Below are 19,704 nucleotides of genomic sequence, written 5' to 3'. Positions count from 1 at the left end.
CTGTAGAACCCGCTCCCCCTGCTCATAGAATTAACTCGCCACTCCACCACCTAATGTGGCGATTGAAGATTTGGCAAAAAACGATCCAAAAGCATAGATGATATGCTTCTAGCATAGTCCACCTATGCTTCTGCGCCTGTATTGCGGCTAAAATCCATCTTAATTAATAATAAATTAACAATTAAAATTTAATTCTAACAACCATAACAGCTTGCAGGTCGCATTAAACTGGAACCGCCAAATATCACTACCAAAAAATCATCTTTAGATTGCATCTTTAGGTTATACACAATTTACACGAGAAACGACTTAGAGTATTGTGTCTAAATAAACACGCAACCTTAAGATTGAGCAAGAATACATCCACAGTTTCGCAATTGTGGTTAAATTCCGCTCAATTATGACATAATTTGTCCATGAAATGGACATGGGAGTGACGTTTCTTTTAAGAAGACATAGCGAATAGGATTAACAGATGTTTATTGTCTACATCACTCTCGGAATAATCTCAGGCATCTTTGCCGCCATTGCGACTCTCGTTTCAGGAGCGGGAATATTAATGGCCATTGCTGCATATATGTTCGGAGGTATCGTCGGGGTCAGTGCTAGTGCACTCTGGTTGATACTCGCGCGCAACGGTTTCACCCGACACCCGTCTCCCAGCCCGCACGCCCAACGGATTCCGCAAAGCAGATTTGAATAATAATATCCCGTACAATCCACGTTCATTACTTTATTCCGAGGTGTGTTTTATGGCGTTTCGCAAAATACAAATCTCGCCATGTACATACTCTCCATCGCCAAATGCGTCCAATAGCAGGCCCTGAAGCGGACGACATTCACGGCGCTCCTAATATCGCCTATCCCCATCTTGCCAAATTAAAGAACGTGACTTCCACCTGAATCGCCAACGCATTCTTGCCCAGAACCTGTTATGTCTTGCCCTGTCGGGCTGCGGTTTCTACCACGACACCCCCTCGACATGTGCTGCCGTGGAAGCGATCCCCCCAATTTTGAGCTGTAATCTGCCCATCGTTCCCAAATGTGGTAATATTCCGCCTGAAATGGTCATGGTCACAACATAGAATAGACACGGGGGTAATAGTTTTTATGTGTTGGCACGAACTTCTATGCCGTCGGATTTCTGGTGCCCTGCCATTCATTCTCCGGCTCATACTGGGACTCTATATAATGGCTTACGAATCCGAACTGGCACAGGCCGAAACAGCACAAGGACTGGACAACCCGACGCTCTCATTCAATCTGGCTGGGGCTTATGACTACAATCCGGGACTGCAGTTTCTTGACCTGACAAAAATGATGCGCCCCTGGATCGGGCATGTTGACGGCGGTTGGGGTGGCATGACCACCGACGAGTTGCGCGATGGCGGCTATCTGGACGCCGATGGCTGGCCGACCGAAATCCCCGCCGGACTTGAACGGATTGGCACAATCTGGGCCTGGAGCGATTTCCGTGAAAACGCCGGAAACGACCATGCCGGCGTTTACGTTTTGGAATACGAAGGCGAAGGCACCATCGAGCTGCGCGGCGATGCCACGATTATTTCTTCCGAGCCCGGGCGCATCGTTTTCGAAAATGCCGATGCCGCAGAGTTCCTCATGAACATCATGGAAACGGACCCCAGAAACAACGGGAATTACATCAAGAACATCTCGATCGTAGCAGAAGAGCACAAAGACCTGTACGATGCGGGGGCGGTGTTTAATCCCGACTGGCTTGCCTTGGTCGAAGATGCCCGCGACTTGCGCTTCATGAACTGGATGGAAACGAATAATTCCGAAGTGACCTCCTGGGATGACATGCCCTCCGTCACCGGGCCATTCGGCAAGCAGGGCATGCCGGTGGAATATATGGTGCAACTGGCTAATGAACTGGGTGTGGATCCATGGTTCACAATGCCCCACCTTGCCGATGACGAATATATCCGCAATTTTGCGACCTATGTGCGGGACAATCTCGACCCAGAGCTGACGGCACGGGTCGAATATTCCAATGAGGTCTGGAACCTTTCCTTTGAACAGGCCCGCTGGGTCCGTGATCAATCCGAAGCTGAATGGGGGGAAAGCGCCCGCTTTGATTACCATGTCAAGAAGGCTGTTGAGACTGCCCTGATTTGGGAAGACGTCTATGGTCCTGAGGCAGACGGCGGGCGTTTGGCGAATGTGCTGGGGACAAACGCTGTAAACCCCTGGCTGTCCGAACGCCTTCTGGACGCCGCCATCTGGCGCGAGAACGAGCCGGAAAATTACGTCGACCCAACCACAGTCTTTGAAGAGCTGGCCACAACAACCTATTTTGGCGTGGCCACAATGGGCCATAACGACCTCAGAGACGATCTGATCGCCGCAATCAGCAACCCGGCGATAGATGCCAAGCAATGGCTGGCAAACCGGCTGCAAGATCCCAACTACACCAACTCGATCCCGCAAATAGCAGGATCCCTCAAAGAGACCGCAGCTGTTGCGCATGACAATGGCCTCAAGCTCGTCTCCTATGAGGGGGGCCAGCATGTACATCATTCTTTCGCCGTAAGTGGTCTGACCGAAGCCCATATTACAGCTCTGAACGACTTTATGATTGATTTCGTACGGTCCGAAGAAATGGCCGAGCTCTACCAGCAGATATGGGATGCCTGGACTGAGCATGGCGATGGGGCCTTTATGCAGTTCACCGATATTGCGACCCCCTCCAAATGGGGGTCATGGGCGCTTTATGACAGTCTGGATGATAGCACCCCGCGATCAGAATTGCTGGAACGTCTCAACGACAGGACGTCTCCCTGGTGGTCCGAGGCCGAGGGCGGGGAGTTCCGCCAGCAAGGTGTTACTGAAACAGGCACCAATGCAAACGACGTCATGATCGGCACCCCTGAGGAAGACTATCTTATGGGCGGCCGTGGCAATGACACCTTCATCGCCGGAAAGGGCAATGACGGCATCAACGGCGGCCGCGGGACGGATCGCGTGGTTCTGTCGGGCAGCCCTGCAGATTACTCCCTGCGCATCGAAGGAGACGGCTACCGGATCAACGGCCCCGATGGCAGCGACTTTATTATCAATGTGGAAGAACTCGCCTTTGGTACGGGCGAGGTGGTCATTCTGGCTGATTTAGAAGCCAATTCCGATGGTGTGTTGGAACTGACCGAAGGAACCGGGCCGATTGATCCGACCGATCCCGGCTCCGATGTAATCCGTATCAAGGAAACCGAGGTCGTTAACGGCGAGACACTGGACGAGGTCAAGCTTGGCAATCTGGGCAGTGCAGGCGAGGGTGTCGTCATCAAGGCAATCGACCACGGTTCGGCTTTGGGTACACTGCTGTCTCTGGATGAATCCGGAGAGAAACCCAGCTATATCTTTTATGCTTCCAACACTGACAATCCCGAAGACGCACTGGAAAACAGCTCTGCCTCGTTGGATCTGAACAATGCAGCGATCACTGTAGGTGCGCCGACGATCACAGCAACCAAGGAAGACGATATCCTTCGGGGCTCCGGTATGGAGGACCGTGTGAACGGGGCCGGTGGTGATGATGCGCTTTACGGACGGGGGGGCGATGATTACCTGCGCGGCAAGGCCGGAAACGACCGGCTTTACGGTATGAACAATGACGACGTCCTGCACGGGAACAAAGGTCAGGATAAAATTTTTGCCGGTAAGGGCGATGACACGGTAAATGGCGGGTCCGGGGCAGACACCCTTAAAGGGGGCCGCGGTGACGACAAGCTGTCCGGCCAAGCAGGCAATGACATCATGACCGGCGGATCGGGCAAGGATGAGTTCGTATTTAGCGCTGGCACTGGTCAGGACATTGTGACCGATTTCTCAGTTAAAGACACCCTGACCCTCAAAGACTTCCTGTCCGACGGCCAAAGCATTGATGACGCCGCCAGCATGGCAGACGGCAATCTGGTGCTTAGCAATGGCGAAGACAGCATCACGTTGTTAGGATTGGGCATGGATGATTTTGATTGGGTTAAAGACAGCATCGCCTGACCCGATCCATCCCGTCTCAGAGCAGGTCGCGCCGGAACATTTCAACCAAAGCGTCGCGACCTGCCCTGTAAGGGCACAATTCTGACAGGGAAACTGTCCTGTAACACTCTGAAGCCTCCGACTTCAGAGTGTTACATACTATACGTGCGGTCGTGATACATCCGCCACGGTGCAAGCGGTATAACTGTGATATTCGGCACTCAATCTGAATGCTTCACAATTTACCATTACCCATTTAGTTTCTATCCAGACGCTAACAGGGGATATTCATGAATACTTTGACAACCCGCGACATTGTGTTCGTGTATGGCGCACTGCGGTCAGGCACAACGGTGTTCCGGTTGATGCTGAACGCCCATCCCGAAATTGCCAATCCTGGTGAAATGGATTTTCTGTTTGACCATCTGCACCCCGACCCGACCCATCCAACCGGCTGGCGCTATGATCTGGCGGCGCTCACGCTGAACCGGATTTTTCAAGTTCATGGCATGACCCTGTTGCCCGGGCTGGACGGGCTGGACCTGCTAGAGGCTTTTCTGGACGAACTTAAAGGCCAACACTCCGAAAAAATTCTGTCGATCAATATCCACCGTCATGTGGATCGGATTATTGCCATCCTGCCGCATGCACCGCTGATCCACCTGATGCGCGATCCCCGCGATGTGGCACGGTCCTCAATTGTCATGGGTTGGGCAGGTACAACCTATCACGGGGTGGAACATTGGCTACACACCGAAACCGCATGGAATGTCGTAGAGAGCGAAACATCCCCCCCGCCCGTCTTCACATTGAAATATGAAACGCTTCTTTCCGATCCTGAAAACCAGCTTCGGGACATCTGTAATTTCCTCGGGCTTTCTTATGATCCGCAGATGATGGATTACTACCACGGGACCACGTATTCGGCTCCGGATCACACACTTGTCCAGCAATGGCGTCACAAAGCTGACCCGAGAGATATTGCCATATTGGAACACAGGGCCGGTGCAATGATGCAAGCGCGCGGATATCTTCCCGAAATGCCACCCGTCGAACTTGGCGTGATGGAACGCTTCCTGCTTGCCTTACGCAACAAGTCCCACGTCTGGGCATTTCGCCACCGCCGTTACGGGGCGACAAATTTTTATTGCGAAAAACTGACTCGCTGGCTGCGTATTGCCGGACTCCACCGTCACTTTCGCCAGCGTATGAACAAGATTGACCAGAGGGCTGTTAAATAAGGTCGCCCCGCCCGTGTCGCACCCCTTCCCGACAACTCGAAATGATTACGGGACTAGTTATAGCCACCATAGCCGTCGTTTTTCTCCATGTAGCGGCATTTGTTCAAAAGCACACCCAACACATTCGTCTGGGCCGCCAGATCACGTTCGCAAACATCAATTTCGCGCATAGACGTGGTTCCAGCCTCTGCCACCAAAAGTACGCAATCAACCTGCCCGACAAACGCCAGCGTATCATCGTTAACCAGCATGGGAGGCATATCAAAAATCATTAAATCGGGGGCATAGGCTGCCTCGATCCTGGCCAGTGCAGGCCCGACGGTCGGGCTTTGTAATAGTTCTGCGGGACTTTGAGCCCGAGAATAATTCAGTCCGAAGGCCAGATTGGGGCGCGGCCGCACAGCCAAGGATGCGAAATCCGCCTTGCCCTCAATAACAGTGTCAAAACCGGTCTTCCCCTTAACGCCCAGCATTTTTGCCAGTGACGGGCGACGCATGTCCAGCTCAGCCACAATGGTGTGCACATCCTTCTGTTTAGCCAGAGAGAATGCAAGGTTCAACGTCACGGTGCTTTTACCACAGTTTGCCCCGGGAGACGTAATTGCTAGTCGTTTCCAGCCGTTGGCACGCATCTCTCGTAACACTTTCGTGCGCAAGACACCAAAGGCCACCTCCCCGGGTAGGGATTGCCCGGTGGTGGCAAAGGTTACGATCCGTTGTCGTGCCATCTGGCGCGCTTTGGGGGCAAAAGTTGCAAGAGGTCTCCACGCCTCGGCCCGTTGCTCTGGTCCTGTTGATCGGGATGCGCTGGCCGGGTCCGGTGCAAACTGCGATGTCGGGGGCGCAGACGCCGGATCTGGGGCGGTCGCGGCGGCCCGTGCGGCACGCGCTTTACCAATGGCGGCTTGTATTTTATCCATCTGTCTTCCCTACCCCAGTCCGGTTCGTGCAAGCAGCGCATCAAGAATGGGCTGTAACGAACGGATATTGGCATCAATATACCACAAGCCTGCCGGTATTCCGACCAGCACGACCAGTGCACTTGTTAAAATGATCAACCAACGCCGCCATATCTGACCCCGCGTGCGCATGTAGGGCAGAGTGACAATCGGAGTTATATCCAGTCCGTTGACCAAATCCGTAGGGCGGCGCACGGCCGTGTTCAAAAGCTCCAGCAGGGCGATAAAGCCGAACCCCAGCCCCAACCCTGCGGCGACCCCCATTGCGGCGATCTTCTTGCGATTGGGACTTTGCGGTTTGGAGGGCGCAATCGCCTGCTCGATCACGGTAATCCGTTGGCCCTTGGACAGCGCCTCGATCATATCGCCTGTCTCTGCTCGGGCGCGGTTGGCCACGGCCTGATCATATTGCAACCGCAAGTTCTGAAGGTTGCGTGTCAGCGTATCAAGAGTCAGCGCATTTCCCGGCGTGGCGGCGATAGAGGCTTTCAGGGCTTCAAGTTTGGAATTGATCTGCTGTTTCTGCTCTGCGATGAACTCCAGTTGCCCGTCAATATCCGCAAGCTGGAGTTCATAAGGCGTCAGCTGGGTGCCGTCTTCATTCACTGCGGACATCGCGAGCGCGGCCTGCTGTTCGGCGACAACCTCCTCAAGGGCCGCAATCTGGGCCCGCAGTACCACCACGCGCGGGTTATCCAGCGACAACACCGCCACCGAAGTGGCCAGCCGGTCCTTCAACTCTTGCAACTGCAGTTCCTCAGCGGTGCGGGCGTCTTCTTCGACCCGCCCGATATCACCGGTTCTCTCATAGAGAGCCACCATTCTGTTGCGCCGGTCACGCAACTGGTTTTCCTCCCGCTCAAGTTCGAGCAAGCGTTCCTGTTCTGCGGTCTGTTCGTTGCGCCGAAAGCTCAGGCTGTCGGGCAAAGCATCTTCATTGGCCTCCTGAAATTTCAGGATCTGCCCGCTGGTCTGGGCGAGGCTCTGTTCCAGTCGGGCCACTTCCTGGGTGAAGAAATCCAGCGTCTGTCCGGACACAGTCGTGCGCATCTCGACATTTTCTTGCAACATCAAGGTCACGATTTCATTTGTCACCGCCGCCGCCATTTTTGCTGTCGGTGCCTCAAAGCCCACGATGACGACGGTCGCGGTGGATTGCCCCCGCTGGACCGACCCGCCAAAGGTACGGATTTGAACCCGGTCGCGCAGGTCACGCACTTTCTCGTCCGGGGTCATCGGGTTGGCAGGCGTCCCCGCGCCGCGATAAATGCCCAGCCTGTTGGCCATCTCAAGCAGTTTATCGCGAGTCATGATCCGCTGCTCAATGATCTGGAGCTGTTCCGAAGCATCGGTCTGGACCGTAGACTCCGCCAGTTTATCAGGGATCTGCTCGGATTCGACCACCAGCCGTGCTTCGGCCACGTAAACCGGAGGCAGGAGCAAGGCGGCGGCAACCCCCGCCCCTATGCCCAGACACAGCAGGATGAAAAAATAGGGAAAGCGCCGCCAGAAAACCAAAAGGTAAAATTTAAAATCCATACTCAACCCGTTATTTCAAACTGCGCGGTGTAAATATATAATTGTCCGGCGCTACAGAGGCTGCGCCGCCGCCAAAAAAGACACCATCATCCAGTACCTGCTGCACGACAGACGCGGTTACCATTTTCCGATCGTCAGTATAGGCATAAAGCAGGGACAAATCACAAAGCTGATTAATCAGGCGGGGAACACCTTTGGTCGCGTTGTAAATCGCGTTGGCCGCCTTCGGGCTGAAAAGCTCAGTCGTTGCACCGGCAATCTGCAAGCGATGATCAATGTAATCGCGCACCGTCACCGCATCAAGCGCGGACAAATGGAAGCTGGCCGCGACCCGCTGGGCAAATTGTGTCAGGTCGGCCTGATGCACGACATCGCGCAACTCGGGCTGGCCAACCAGCACCAACTGCAACAACACATCCTTGTTAGAATTGATATTGGTGAACATCCGCAGTTCTTCTAGGCTCTCACGGTTGAGATTTTGCGCTTCATCAAAAACAAGAACAACCCGGCGCCCTTCAGCATATTCCGCGATCAAAAACTGCTCAAACATCCCGAACAGCTCTACGTAGCCGGCTCCGGCGGGGCAGTCCTGGTCCAATGCTTGCAACACCCAGCGCAACAGTTCGTCGCGGGTGCCGTGCGCATTGGAAATCAGCCCCACTTGCAGATCATCCCCGAGCGAATTGAGCAGGTGATGCAATAGCGTAGTCTTGCCTGCACCCACATCCCCGGTGATGAGGGTGATAGGCGCACTGGTCACTATTCCATATTCAAGCATCGCAAAGGCGCGCCGGTGGGCCGGGGACCAGAATAGGAATTCCGGATCCGGCACCAGATTAAACGGTCGTTCGCGCAAACCGAAGTAATCAAGATAAAGGTTGATCGAGTAATTCATCAGTGTTCCAAAATAAAAAACAGTAACCCGTCAAGAAAGGGCAATTTAAGTCAAAGAGTACCACAGACACCATCTGTTACAGGACGTGCCAAAGCGATCCTGTCTTTCATAATTCTGCTTGGATTGAGTATGCGGTGTCTGGCATGCGCTTATCAAGGGTAGTGTGCGCGTTCTTGGATGTATGATCACTCCCTGAAAGTATTGGTAGATTGGGACCAACCATCAGCTTCCCGACGCAATTTCATGCCTGAAATTCCGGAAACCGGCGATCCGCAGGCGGGCAGCATCACAGCAGCAGCAAAGGCAAAAGGGATCAGGGCCCCTCTTAACTGAATGATCCGGTTTGGCAAGCTTGTGGCCCTGTTCTACAAAAAAACAGACTGTTTCTGAGGAGAAACAATAAGTAAAAGTATTTCCAAGCAGTTACTTAAAGTGTTTTCAGTAAAAAAATCTTGCCTGCAGCAGTCTATATTTTTTAAAAAAAATTAGTTAATATAATCTTAATAACTTAGTCTTGATTCTTAACAACCAACTATACGATTCTGAATAGTTTCTGAATGCAGGCGTTTTAAACGGCTTTAATTTAGTATGTGAGCAACCTTAATTATGACGATACATTATAGCAATATCCCAAACGAAGCCCAGGCATCTTCTGTCACCTCTGGACTGTCCAAACCGGGTCCCTACGAAGCCGTTTTCAAACGCGGGTTCGACATCTTCTTAGTTCTTGTTGCCCTGCCCATTATTTTTCCAATAATAGCTGTTTTAGCCCTTTTGGTGGCACGCGATGGCGATGGTGCCTTCTATTGTCAAAAACGCGTTGGTCGTGGTGGCAAAACCTACCGGATGTGGAAATTACGCACAATGGTTGCCAACGCAGATCAACAGCTTATGGTCTATCTGGCCAAAAACCCTGCAGCCAACGCTGAGTGGACAACAACCCAGAAGCTCAAAAATGATCCCCGCATCACCCCACTTGGCCTCGTTTTGCGAAAGTGCTCGATGGATGAACTGCCTCAGTTGTGGAATGTATTAATCGGTGACATGAGCCTTGTAGGCCCGCGCCCGATGCTGCCTGAACAACAGGACCTCTATCCCGGCCTGGCATATTACGACCAGCGTCCCGGCATTACCGGTATCTGGCAGGTGTCCCAACGCAATGAATCAACCTTTGCCGATCGCGCGCGATTTGACACGGATTACTGTGCCAATATATCTTTTAAAAGCGATCTAAAATTGCTGCTAGCCACTGCCCAAGTCGTTGTTCGTGGTACAGGCTATTAATAGATCAAACCTTGCACACATCCCATAAGTGCAAGGTTCTTCTGGACATATAACCAAGTTGCCGCCCTAACCGCATGAAACGGAACACGAAGTAATCCTATGCTGAGATATATGCGCGTTTTTCTGCTGCTTATCACTGTTGTGACCCTAACTGCGTGCAAAAGTCCTGAAGAAAAAGCCGAATCCTTCTATCAATCCGGTCTGTCTTTGATGGAAGCGGGGGATCTCGACCGTGCAGCAATCGAATTCCTTAATGTTTTTCAGCACAATAACCTACATAAAGACGCCCGCCGAAAACTTGCAGATATCCGGCTGGGACAAGGCAATTTCGGCGCAGCCTACGGACAGTATCTCCGCCTGATAGAGCAATATCCCGACACGCCGGAGGTCCGGCTTATTCTGGCACGGGTAGCGTTGGACACGAACAATTGGGACGAAGCCCGCCGCCACGGCGAGGCTGCCATCGCCCTTGTTCCCGAAGATCCCGAAGCACAGGCGCTGGCTGCAGCCTTTCAGTATCGTGACGCAGAGGATGCCAAGGCGCGGGCCCGTGCAGCGGGCCTTGCCTCGGAACTGTTGGCTGCTGATGCCTCGGACGAAGTATCGCGCCGGGTGGTGATCGACCATCTGCTACGCAGTGACACGCCCTATGACGCGATGGCCGAAATTGAGCGCGCGCTGGAACGCGACCCCCAAAGCTATCCTTATAATACATTGCGCCTGAGACTCCTGAATCAGGTTCAGGACACTTTGGGCATCGGCCAGCAGTTAAAGCGCATGGTCGCGCTCTATCCGGATGATCAGGATTTGTCGCGAACCCTTATTCACTGGTATCTCGCACAGGGCAATCTGACGGACGCCGAAGACTACCTGCGCCAGCTTGCCGGTGACATCACCGCCAATCCCGCCGGACATATATCAGTGATCCAGCTTATCCAGAGCAGCCAGGGCCCCGAAGCCGCACAAGCCGAATTGAACCGGCTTGCCAAGGCCAATGCCGATAATGCCAACGCCGATATTTACCGCACCCTGTCTGCAATGATTACTTTTGATAGCGGGAACCGCGATTCCGCCATCAGCATCATCGAAGATATTGCAGCCAATGCAGAACCCTCGGAACAGACTTGGAGAATTCGCAACATTCTCGCCCGTCTGCTGATCGCCACAAACAATCATGTGGGCGCCAGAGCACAGATCGAAACCGTCCTGACCGAAGATTCTTCGAACGTGGATGCACTGAAGCTGCGGGCGGCCTGGGCGATCGACGACGACCGCGCTGCCGAGGCGATTGTGGACCTGCGAACCGCTCTGGGCCAGCAACCCCGGGATGCAGAAATTCTGACGCTCATGGCGCAAGCCCACGAACGTGAAGGCGCCCAGGCCCTCGCGGGAGAGCGTCTCGCCCTGGCAGTGGACGTCTCGGGGGCCGGCCCTGAAGAGTCCTTGCGATATGCCGCCTTTTTACTGCGCAACGGCCGCACCCCCGCCGCCCGCAGCATTTTGACAGACGCCCGCAACGCCAACCCAGGCCATGTCTCCGTGTTAACCGAACTCGCCAAAGTTCTGGTAACCGAAGAGGCTTGGGTCCCCGCCCAAGATCTCGCCAATGAATTGCGCACCCTCAATGACACTGCCGCCCAAAAGGCGGCCATTTCATTGCAAACCGCCCTGTTGCTTAGCCAAAACCGAAGCCAAGACGGGCTGGTCTTCTTGCAAGAACAAATCGCACAAGGCAATGCAGATACCACGGCCATTGCGCAGGTGGTACAGATCCAATGGCTGTCAGGCAATGTTAAGGCAGCTCGGATATATCTGGAAGAGGCTCTAGAAAATGATCCCCGCAATGGCACCCTACGAATGCTCGGCGCAACTCTCCATGCTATTTCCGGCGAGTTTGCTGAGGCCGAGGCGGAGTTTCGCGAGCTAATTGAAGAATTCCCCCAATCCGAAGAACCGGTGTTACGACTGTACAACCTGTTAATCTCGACCAACCGCGCCGAGGAAGCTGGTGCAATAATCGATGCCGCGCTGACCGCTCAGCCACAATCACTGAACCTGCTGTGGGTCCGGGCGGGTGAACTGGAGAAATCCGGTAACATCGACGCGGCCATTGGTCTCTATGAGCAAATCTATGCTGCCAATACTAATGCGGTAACCATCGCCAATAATCTGGCATCGCTCATTGCAACACATAAGGATGATACCGACAGCCTGAAACGCGCTGCAACCATCGCCAAACGTCTGCGCGATTCCGATATACCGCCGTTTCAGGACACCTACGGCTGGATTGCCTTCCGGCTTGGAAACTTTGAAGAAGCCAAGAACTATCTGGAGCCGGCAGCCACTGGCCTACCCGATGATCCTTTGGTGCAATTTCACCTTGGTATGGCCTATGCTGCCCTTGGAGAGATGGACCAGGCGCGCAAGGTTCTGACCCGCGCTATTGAATTGGCTGGCGACAGCGCCCTGCCCCAATTCGATACCGCCCGCCAACAATTGCAAGAATTGGGCGGTTAATATCACCCGAGCGGTCTTCTGCCGTGCTTTATATCTTTTTTGTATTTTGATCTTGGCCAACGGACGCTAGACTGACTTTTACAACACGGCTTTTGCCTGTTTCACCATATTGTCAAAAGGCCACTTCATGTTCCGAATTTCCACGCTTCTCGGCTCTTTTCTGGCCCTGATCCTTTGTGTAACGACCGCCACCGCCCAAAATTACCGGGTGCGCCCCGGCGACACGCTCCGGATTGAAGTCATTGAAGACTCAAATCTGGATCGCACTGTGTTGGTCGCGCCGGACGGGCGAATCTCTTTACCCGGTACAGGGCAGGTCCGAGCGGGCGGGCGCACAATGCTGCAAATCCAACGAAGCCTGACCGCGCAGCTTGCACCGAACTTTGCCAACCCGCCCAACGTACATGTCTCGCTCGAAGAACTGCGTCCCACCGTGCCTTCCCCCCCCGCCGAAGATCCGGTCACGGCGGTCTTTGTTGCCGGTGAGATAAAAAATGCAGGTCGGGTGGAACTGGAACCCGGCACCACTTTGCTACAGGCGATTGCCCAATTCGGAGGCTTCACCAATTTCGCCGCCACCAAACGTGTCCAGTTGCACCGCAGTGCCAAGATTTACACCGTCAACTTTGATGCAATACTCAAGGGCACCAGTCCCAACGGGACCGTGCGATTGCGGGAAGGCGACGTGATCATCGTTCCACAGCGTCGTTTGTTCGAATAACGCGTCAGAACGATGGCCGGGGGTGCTGCGTCAAATGAATCATTTCTTCAGAATTGTTATTCTGACCGGCCTCTGTCCGGCTGCAGGTTTGGCACAAGATGCCGATCCGGGGGGGCTCTCTTTTACGTTTGGGCTGAGACAGCAGTTTGAGGCGTTTACCGACCGAAGCCTGAGCGTTGCGGGTCAGGATCCCGGAGGACGCAGCACCACGATCCTGACCTTTGGCGCGCTGAGCGAAACGCGTCAGGACCGGCTGGAACTTGAGTTCGGCACCCAGCTGAGCGATGGTCTGACACGCACGGACACAACCGCCGATCTGTCCTACCGCCGCACAAGCGCCAATGCGGTGCTCGATCTGACGGCGGAATGGGTCCAGTCGGATTTGGCCTTTTTGCGAAGCGCCTCTAGCTTTGTCGACGCCGACGGGATCGTTGTGCTACCGGATGATCTGGGACAACTGACCAGCACAGGCACCCGCACCGCAACCACATTCGGCGCCTCCTTACGTTGGGGCGAGCTGCGGCCATTGGGGGCGTCGCTGGAGTTGCGCCACCGGATTCAGGACTATGACAATGCCCGTGCAACCCTGACGGATGGCACGACGACGACCCTTTCCGGCGGGTTGCGGTTCAACATCAATCCGGTCACGACCGCAAACCTGAACCTGCGCTATAACATCATTGATGACGATGGAAGTGCCGTCGAAAACACCGCTATCCTAAGGGGCGGGCTGACCTTTGACCGGCCATCGGGCCGGTTGGTGACGCAAATCTCCGTTGCCCATAACGATGACAGCGAAACCCGTTGGGCCGCCTCGGTCAATCGCCAGTTTGAACTGCCCCGCGCGGATCTGGATATCACACTCGGGGTGGCACAGGATGACAGCGCAACAGCACAGCTGATCGGGCGGGTCGCCTATGGCTATGATCTGCCTGAGGGCCGCATTGAATTCAGCGCGGGCCATGACCTGACCGCGGGATCAGACCGGCGCAACACGACGCTTCAGGCCAGCTATACCCAAGAGCTGACCCCGATCAGCGACCTGCGGCTGCTGCTCGACTATGCCCGGGCGCGCGATACGGATGACGGTGCAGATATAGCGGTTGGCACTTTTTCTGCCAGCTACGGGCTCCAGCTGACCCCGGACTGGTCGGTCAATTTCGGGGCCCGCACTGATTTGCGCAAGGATTCAGGCACAGCCTCACGCGCCAATGGCGTCTTCATGGTGCTGGGGCGCAGTCTGACCTGGCGTCCTTAAGTCCGGATGTTCAATACACCCCACGCCCCCCGCGGGGCGCTTATTGCAATCCTAGCCGTAATCATCGCCAGCGAGGTTGCTCTGCAAATGGCGGATCTTGGGTGGATCGGGTCCCCCCGGTGGCGATCGCTGGCCTATCAGTACGGGGCGTTCTGGCCCGGCCTTTTAGACAGTTGGGCGCCCAATTATGCCGCCCAGCCCGTCACCATGTTTGTCTCCTATGCCTTTCTTCACGGCGGCTTGGGACATCTGGCGGGCAATGCGCTCGCACTTTGGTTTCTGGGTCAGGGTGTTGTAACCCGTATCGGACAAGGCGGTTTTCTGGGAGTGTTTGCATTGACCGCCCTTGGAGGCGCGGTCTCCTTTGCCGCCCTCAGCGCTGGTAATACCCCGATGGTCGGGGCCTCTGGTGCGCTCTTCGGACTGATCGGGATCGGGGTTGGCTGGCGTTTTTTCGACAGCACGGCCGCCATCCTCCGGCGCGCCCGTTATGCTCTTGGCAGTATCGCCCTGATGGTACTGCTGAACATTCTGTTGAACTGGTGGTATAACGGGCATCTGGCCTGGCAGGCCCATCTGGGCGGCTTTGTGACCGGATTGGTGCTGGCAAAATGGCTCGGCGCCCGGCCCCGAGACTTCATGGCGCCCCAGCGCGAGCTTCATTGATCCAAGTCTCCAGAGCAACTGTGTTCTGGGTATTCAACCATGTCCGGCAAGCGTGATGATCTGTGCGCCATGCCCTTTCAAGGGTCTTTATCTGCGCCCTTGATGATGTTGGCTTGCGCATGAAATCCATATGCACAGCAAACCAGCGGTTGGCCATCTCTGTGTCGCTTTTTGCGTGATGCCGTGCTGTTTCCAAAGCAAGACAGGCAAACCGGTTGTCATCACTAAGGCGCCAGCGGAATCCCATATAGCGCGCATAAAGCTTTTCCTGCCAGCGAATTTCAGGGGGACGGGCATATATAGAGGGCTCAAAATCCGCGCAGAGTTCTGCGATATCTGCCTGCTGGTGCGCCCGCCAGAACCGGTCAATTGCATCGCGAATGAAGCTGCGATGCCAACCCCAGTAATGCAATACCTCAGGTGTGCAGGTTTCCACCTTAGCTTGCCCGCTCAGGGCGACGCCGGTGGAAAACTGGTCGAGACTGAAGACAGGGTCTACGTCATACAGCACATTTGCAATATCAATCGAGCGACACAGACTGTCGTGATGTGCCTCGACAACCCCGACGATCCCCGAGTTATACATGACAGAGTGGCGCGACAACATCCGGCCGCAGATTTCGCGCCCTTCCCCAAGCCACGCAGAAATATCCGACCAGATACCATGGTCTGAAATCGGGCCCTCATTCGCATGCATCAGAGCCGTCTCCGGCGAAAGGCGGGCGGCCAGATGTTCCGGGGGCACCAGAAACAGCGTATCCGTGTCAAAATAGAGGACCGGCCCCAGCTTCTCCTCCAGAGTTTGTCTGACAAGGTGGAGTTTGACGAGATGGGTGACGCCGGATCCCCGGGTCCAGTTCTGCCAGTCCGCCGCAGATATAATCCGCTCCGTTATCGGCAGGGGAAAATCACCAAGGGACCGGTCGGTATAAACCACAACCCGGGTGTCGGGATCGGTGCGCAATTTCAAAGCGCTGAGTATGCTGCCGAAAAGTTCGACACGATAGCGGCGCGCATCGCCGTATATCACGGTAACGAGCGTCAACACGACGGTTTACCTCGACTCAGCATTTTTTTGATCTTTTAGAGCCGGCTTTGCCAACGGCAGTTCTCTTAACGGGGATGGCGGGTCTTCCAGAAGCTTTCTGACCTGCGAAATCCGCGCTGCGAACTCCTTTTCAAAGGTATGATCCGTGGCAAAGGCCAGCGCTTCAAAACTGGCATGGGAAAGCTGTTCGGGATGCGCCTGCAGATCGGCAACTTTCTTCGCCAGTTGTCGGGCATCATTTATCGGTGTGGTCCAGCCGATGGCTCTGCCTTTCGTCAAACCGCAAAGCGCGTCATTTGCATAGCCTACGACCGGCACACCACAGCCAAATGTTTCAAGGTAGGTGCAGGAAGGGTCTCCCTGACGATGGCAACACACAAACAGGTCGACGTGACTGCGCACAGCCGGAAGCAACTCTGTCGCGAAATCAACAACACCATGCAGCCGCACCCTTTCCCCAAGACCATACTCGCAGATGCGTTGCTCCATGATCGGGCGCAAGTCGCCTTCACCGTAAATATCAAAACTGAAATTCAGCCCCGCATCCTTCAGGTGGCGGGCAACTTCGATCAGATCATCTCCCCCCTTTACCGCGGTTAGTCGGCCCGAATAAGCGATCCTGAGATGTGTGTTGCGGTCCATGTCCCCGAGTCTCGCAGCGACCGCTTCGGAGTCGGCCAGCATATCCACGGTCATCCGGTTGTCAAAAAACAGCAGGGTATTGCCGTTTATCTTGCGGTAGATGTCATAGGTCGGCGTGCCGTTGCACTGCACCGCATCAGCGGCCGTTATTCCCCGAAGGTTGCGGCGCTCCTGACGCCATGCCCAAAGATACCTTCGATAGCGTATGATCGGATTTGTGATTTCTGCATCAATGATCTGGAATCTTGTGCGAAGTGAATATTCGGTCACAAATACAGTCTTTTTCCCTTGGGACCGGCACCATTGCGTAAGATTGGCGAGCCGGTGATCGCCGCCCAGCATAACCGCATCGGCATCGGCAAGTGCCGTATAAATATGGTTTCCCGAATAAGGAACGATACGCACAGAAAACGGCAACTGGTCTAGATCGAATTCAGCATCGTCCAGATTCCCCGTCGATGCAGCAGTGTGCGGGCGCATGATTGCCACGATCGGTCCCCCCCACAACATTGCCATCCGCGCCATGCCATCAACAAATTTCTTCGTCAGCAACACCCGCCCTTCTGCCACAGAATGTGCCGGCAATGAGGGGATTATCGCAAGGAGGGCCATTGTTCAGCTCAAACCTGTCTTTGTCTCGGCGATTACCTTTACGATACGCTGTTGTTCCACCGCATCCAGATCCGGCGAGAGCGGCAGGCACAAGATACGTTGTGCAATATCCCGGGCGACGGGCAGATTCTCGGGCTGCGCCGAGGGCAGGTGACGGTACATGGGCATATCCGAAATCAGCGGATAGAAATACCGCCGCGCGTAAATACCATTGGCCCGAAGCCGCTCGTAAAGTGCATCCCGCGTGAAACCGGCATCCGGTTGTACCAGTATGGGGAAGCTGTATTTATTTCCGGTCTGACCAGAGGCCAGAGGCAGGCAGCGAACTTCGGGAACCTGCGCCAGCAAATCACGGTAACGGGCATCCGCCTGACCTCTGCGCTCCGTGGCCTCATCAATATATTTCAGCTGCAATAGTCCGAGCCCCGCGCTGAACTCGTTCATCTTTGCGTTCATACCCACACGGGACACGGTTACTTCGTCAATAATTCCAAAGTTACGAAGTTCGTCTATACCCTCTTTTGTGGTGGCATCCCTACAGATAACAGCGCCTCCTTCAAAGGTGTTGAACACCTTGGTTGCATGAAAACTCAACACAGACATATCGCCGTGGCGCAGCACGCTTCCTCCTGAATCACGCACGCCAAAAGCATGGGCAGCATCGTAAATTAATCTCAGGTTGTGGGCGTTGGCAAGGGCCTCGAAAGCCTCCGTATCGCATGCGCGACCAAAGATATGCACGGGCATGATGGCACTGGTCTGCGGGGTCAAGGCTGCTGTGACAGCCGCCGGATCCAGATTCAGCGTGACCGGATCAATATCCGCAAAGACCGGCTCCAGACCGCTCAGCGCCAGTGTATGGCTGGTGCCGACAAAGCTGAAAGGCGTCGTAATAACCTGTCCCTTCAGGGCACATTGTTTCAACGCTAGCATAAGACCCAAAGTTGCATTCGCAACCAGACTGACATGTTCAACACCCAGATAGGTACCGAGTGCCGCTTCAAATTCTTGGTGATAGCGACCACCATTGCTCAGAATTCGGCTTTCCCACAAATCTTCAAGTATTGGTATCACTTCCTGCAAGGGTGGCAGTGTCGGACGAGTGACGTAGAGCGGACGGCCTTCAGCCATAAGCGAATACCTTTGCAGTTATTATCTTCAATAGAATTAAGGCTTCCTGTTTGAATACAAAAGCCGTGCAGATCAACGATTCTCCTTGGCCCCGCCCCGCTTCGTTGCGCGCTCTGCTAATGACACTTCCGTCAAAAAAAAACGGGTTGCGAGACAGGAAAGCCGAAATGCTTACAAAATGTTACGGGGCACCGCATGCGGGAAGTGGCGGCTTGTAAGCGGCCGGAAACACCAACTAGGGACAGCACGTCGCAGTGTGCTTAACAAGCCTTCTTTTACGCGACGTCCCCCTGTCAGTGCCTTTGTGCAATCAGACAATTACATCACTTGCATCAAAGCCGGTGATCCCGCCGAGCTCAATGGCAAGTTCCACGGCGCCATCGCCATCTATATCAAGCTGCAGGAATGTATTGCCACCCGACACTTCAACGCGCAGTTCCCCCTTGCCACCGGAAGTATATTCATCCGTGCCTACGAAGCTGATACCCCGTTTGAAACCGGAGAGATCCACGACATCCTCACCTCTGGTGAAGTCCCCGATAAAGTCGGGGTCATCTGTCGACGACTGGAAAGCGCGGGAAAAGACAAAGGTATCCTCGCCGGCACCACCGTAAAGAACATCCCCCGCAGCACCGCCAATAAGGATGTCGTCACCGCTATCGCCGTAAAGAGTATCGCTGCCGCCGTTGCCGCGCAGAATATCTTCATGGGCATCACCGTTGATCACATCAGATCCCTTGCCACCGAAGAGGACATCATCACCGTTCCCCCCTTTGATGCTGTCAGAGCCTTTACCGCCTTTAACGGTGTCATCTCCGGAGCCGGCCCAAATACGGTCCGCGCCTTTGTTGCCTTTGATGACGTCATTTCCGCCCCCGCCATAGAGCGCGTCGTCACCTTTTCCACCGCGCAGCAGGTCGTTGGCGCTCGCTCCGAACAGGATGTCGTCTTGTGTCCGGCCTAACAGAGTGTCATTGCCCCCCAAGCCTTCCAGAATGTCAGAGCTGGCACCGCCCACAAGCAAATCATCGTCCGCAGTCCCTGTGACAACATCAGGATCGGGATCGGGGTCCGGATCCACAACGTTATCCAACCCCAGTTCCTCGGACACAAAATCAAGGATCAGGTCATAGTTTGCAGCGACCAGCGGGTGTACACTGGAGGGGATGGTGAAATCCTCGGGAGGCAGCGTGCC

Annotated in this window: 14 protein-coding genes; 7 read left to right on the top strand and 7 right to left on the bottom strand. The window is 54.7% G+C overall.

Translation table 11 applies throughout. The annotated features are described in order from the left end of the window. Nucleotides 1-1,191 precede the first annotated feature (1,191 nt). Both IEX10_RS16465 and IEX10_RS16460 read left to right on the top strand, forming a co-directional pair. Nucleotides 1,192-4,017 (top strand): calcium-binding protein, encoded by a 2,826-nt coding sequence (locus IEX10_RS16465; protein WP_188677906.1) that lies wholly within the window; start codon nt 1,192-1,194, stop codon nt 4,015-4,017. A 269-nt stretch (nt 4,018-4,286) separates the two neighbouring features. Beyond that, the gene (locus IEX10_RS16460; protein WP_188677903.1) at nt 4,287-5,237 is read left to right on the top strand and encodes a sulfotransferase family protein; all 951 of its coding nucleotides are present in this window, start codon (nt 4,287-4,289) and stop codon (nt 5,235-5,237) included. Nucleotides 5,238-5,290: 53 nt separating this feature from the next. On the opposite strand, the gene IEX10_RS16455 is transcribed toward IEX10_RS16460, so the two are convergent. From IEX10_RS16455 to IEX10_RS16445, 3 genes are read right to left on the bottom strand one after another with little or no spacing between them, the layout of a single operon-like run. Then, nucleotides 5,291-6,157 (bottom strand): CpsD/CapB family tyrosine-protein kinase, encoded by an 867-nt coding sequence (locus IEX10_RS16455; RefSeq protein ID WP_188677900.1) that lies wholly within the window; start codon nt 6,155-6,157, stop codon nt 5,291-5,293. A 9-nt stretch (nt 6,158-6,166) separates the two neighbouring features. After that, a complete protein-coding gene (locus IEX10_RS16450; protein WP_229678602.1) occupies nt 6,167-7,735 on the bottom strand; it encodes a GumC family protein in 1,569 nt (522 codons plus the stop codon). 10 nt (nt 7,736-7,745) lie between these two features. Next, the gene (locus tag IEX10_RS16445) at nt 7,746-8,630 is read right to left on the bottom strand and encodes an ExeA family protein (RefSeq protein WP_188677894.1); all 885 of its coding nucleotides are present in this window, start codon (nt 8,628-8,630) and stop codon (nt 7,746-7,748) included. A 606-nt stretch (nt 8,631-9,236) separates the two neighbouring features. Here IEX10_RS16445 and IEX10_RS16440 point away from each other — a divergent pair. From IEX10_RS16440 to IEX10_RS16420, 5 genes are all read left to right on the top strand, one after another. Beyond that, nucleotides 9,237-9,914 carry a sugar transferase gene (locus tag IEX10_RS16440; protein WP_188677891.1) on the top strand — a complete coding sequence of 226 codons (678 nt, stop codon included), beginning with the start codon at nt 9,237-9,239 and terminating at the stop codon, nt 9,912-9,914. Nucleotides 9,915-10,013: 99 nt separating this feature from the next. Further along, nucleotides 10,014-12,431 (top strand): tetratricopeptide repeat protein, encoded by a 2,418-nt coding sequence (locus tag IEX10_RS16435; RefSeq protein ID WP_188677889.1) that lies wholly within the window; start codon nt 10,014-10,016, stop codon nt 12,429-12,431. Between the two features lie 127 nt (nt 12,432-12,558). Continuing rightward, nucleotides 12,559-13,152, top strand: a complete 594-nt coding sequence (locus IEX10_RS16430) for a polysaccharide biosynthesis/export family protein (RefSeq protein ID WP_188677886.1) — start codon at nt 12,559-12,561, stop codon at nt 13,150-13,152. Nucleotides 13,153-13,186: 34 nt separating this feature from the next. Next, entirely contained in the window at nt 13,187-14,410 is a 1,224-nt protein-coding gene (locus tag IEX10_RS16425; RefSeq protein ID WP_188677883.1) for a hypothetical protein, read from the top strand. Between the two features lie 6 nt (nt 14,411-14,416). Further along, nucleotides 14,417-15,076: a rhomboid family intramembrane serine protease gene (locus IEX10_RS16420; protein WP_188677881.1), complete on the top strand. Its 660-nt coding sequence runs from the start codon at nt 14,417-14,419 to the stop codon at nt 15,074-15,076. Here IEX10_RS16420 and IEX10_RS16415 read toward each other — a convergent pair. The 4 genes from IEX10_RS16415 to IEX10_RS16400 form a co-directional block, all read right to left on the bottom strand. Beyond that, the gene (locus tag IEX10_RS16415) at nt 15,048-16,124 is read right to left on the bottom strand and encodes a hypothetical protein (RefSeq protein ID WP_188677878.1); all 1,077 of its coding nucleotides are present in this window, start codon (nt 16,122-16,124) and stop codon (nt 15,048-15,050) included. The two genes, IEX10_RS16420 and IEX10_RS16415, sit on opposite strands and share 29 nt — an antisense overlap. A gap of 6 nt (nt 16,125-16,130) precedes the next feature. Then, a complete protein-coding gene (locus tag IEX10_RS16410; protein ID WP_188677877.1) occupies nt 16,131-17,318 on the bottom strand; it encodes a glycosyltransferase family 4 protein in 1,188 nt (395 codons plus the stop codon). A gap of 63 nt (nt 17,319-17,381) precedes the next feature. Beyond that, a complete protein-coding gene (locus IEX10_RS16405) occupies nt 17,382-18,509 on the bottom strand; it encodes a DegT/DnrJ/EryC1/StrS family aminotransferase (RefSeq protein ID WP_188677874.1) in 1,128 nt (375 codons plus the stop codon). Nucleotides 18,510-18,819: 310 nt separating this feature from the next. Continuing rightward, nucleotides 18,820-19,704, bottom strand: an 885-nt coding sequence (locus IEX10_RS16400) for a calcium-binding protein (protein ID WP_188677870.1), incomplete at its 5' end; no start/stop codon positions are given.

It is taken from the genome of Neptunicoccus cionae, from assembly GCF_014643735.1.
GTDB lineage: Bacteria > Pseudomonadota > Alphaproteobacteria > Rhodobacterales > Rhodobacteraceae > Amylibacter > Amylibacter cionae.
Note: the sequence above shows the minus strand (reverse complement) of the source record. Positions and strands in the feature narration are given on the sequence as shown.

Coding starts and splice junctions, on each gene's coding strand:
- IEX10_RS16465 (WP_188677906.1), top strand. CDS start 1,192: ATGGCTTACGAATCCGAACTGGCACAGGCCGAAACAGCACAAGGACTG.
- IEX10_RS16460 (WP_188677903.1), top strand. CDS start 4,287: ATGAATACTTTGACAACCCGCGACATTGTGTTCGTGTATGGCGCACTG.
- IEX10_RS16455 (WP_188677900.1), bottom strand. CDS start 6,157: ATGGATAAAATACAAGCCGCCATTGGTAAAGCGCGTGCCGCACGGGCC.
- IEX10_RS16450 (WP_229678602.1), bottom strand. CDS start 7,735: ATGGATTTTAAATTTTACCTTTTGGTTTTCTGGCGGCGCTTTCCCTAT.
- IEX10_RS16445 (WP_188677894.1), bottom strand. CDS start 8,630: ATGAATTACTCGATCAACCTTTATCTTGATTACTTCGGTTTGCGCGAA.
- IEX10_RS16440 (WP_188677891.1), top strand. CDS start 9,237: ATGACGATACATTATAGCAATATCCCAAACGAAGCCCAGGCATCTTCT.
- IEX10_RS16435 (WP_188677889.1), top strand. CDS start 10,014: ATGCTGAGATATATGCGCGTTTTTCTGCTGCTTATCACTGTTGTGACC.
- IEX10_RS16430 (WP_188677886.1), top strand. CDS start 12,559: ATGTTCCGAATTTCCACGCTTCTCGGCTCTTTTCTGGCCCTGATCCTT.
- IEX10_RS16425 (WP_188677883.1), top strand. CDS start 13,187: ATGAATCATTTCTTCAGAATTGTTATTCTGACCGGCCTCTGTCCGGCT.
- IEX10_RS16420 (WP_188677881.1), top strand. CDS start 14,417: ATGTTCAATACACCCCACGCCCCCCGCGGGGCGCTTATTGCAATCCTA.
- IEX10_RS16405 (WP_188677874.1), bottom strand. CDS start 18,509: ATGGCTGAAGGCCGTCCGCTCTACGTCACTCGTCCGACACTGCCACCC.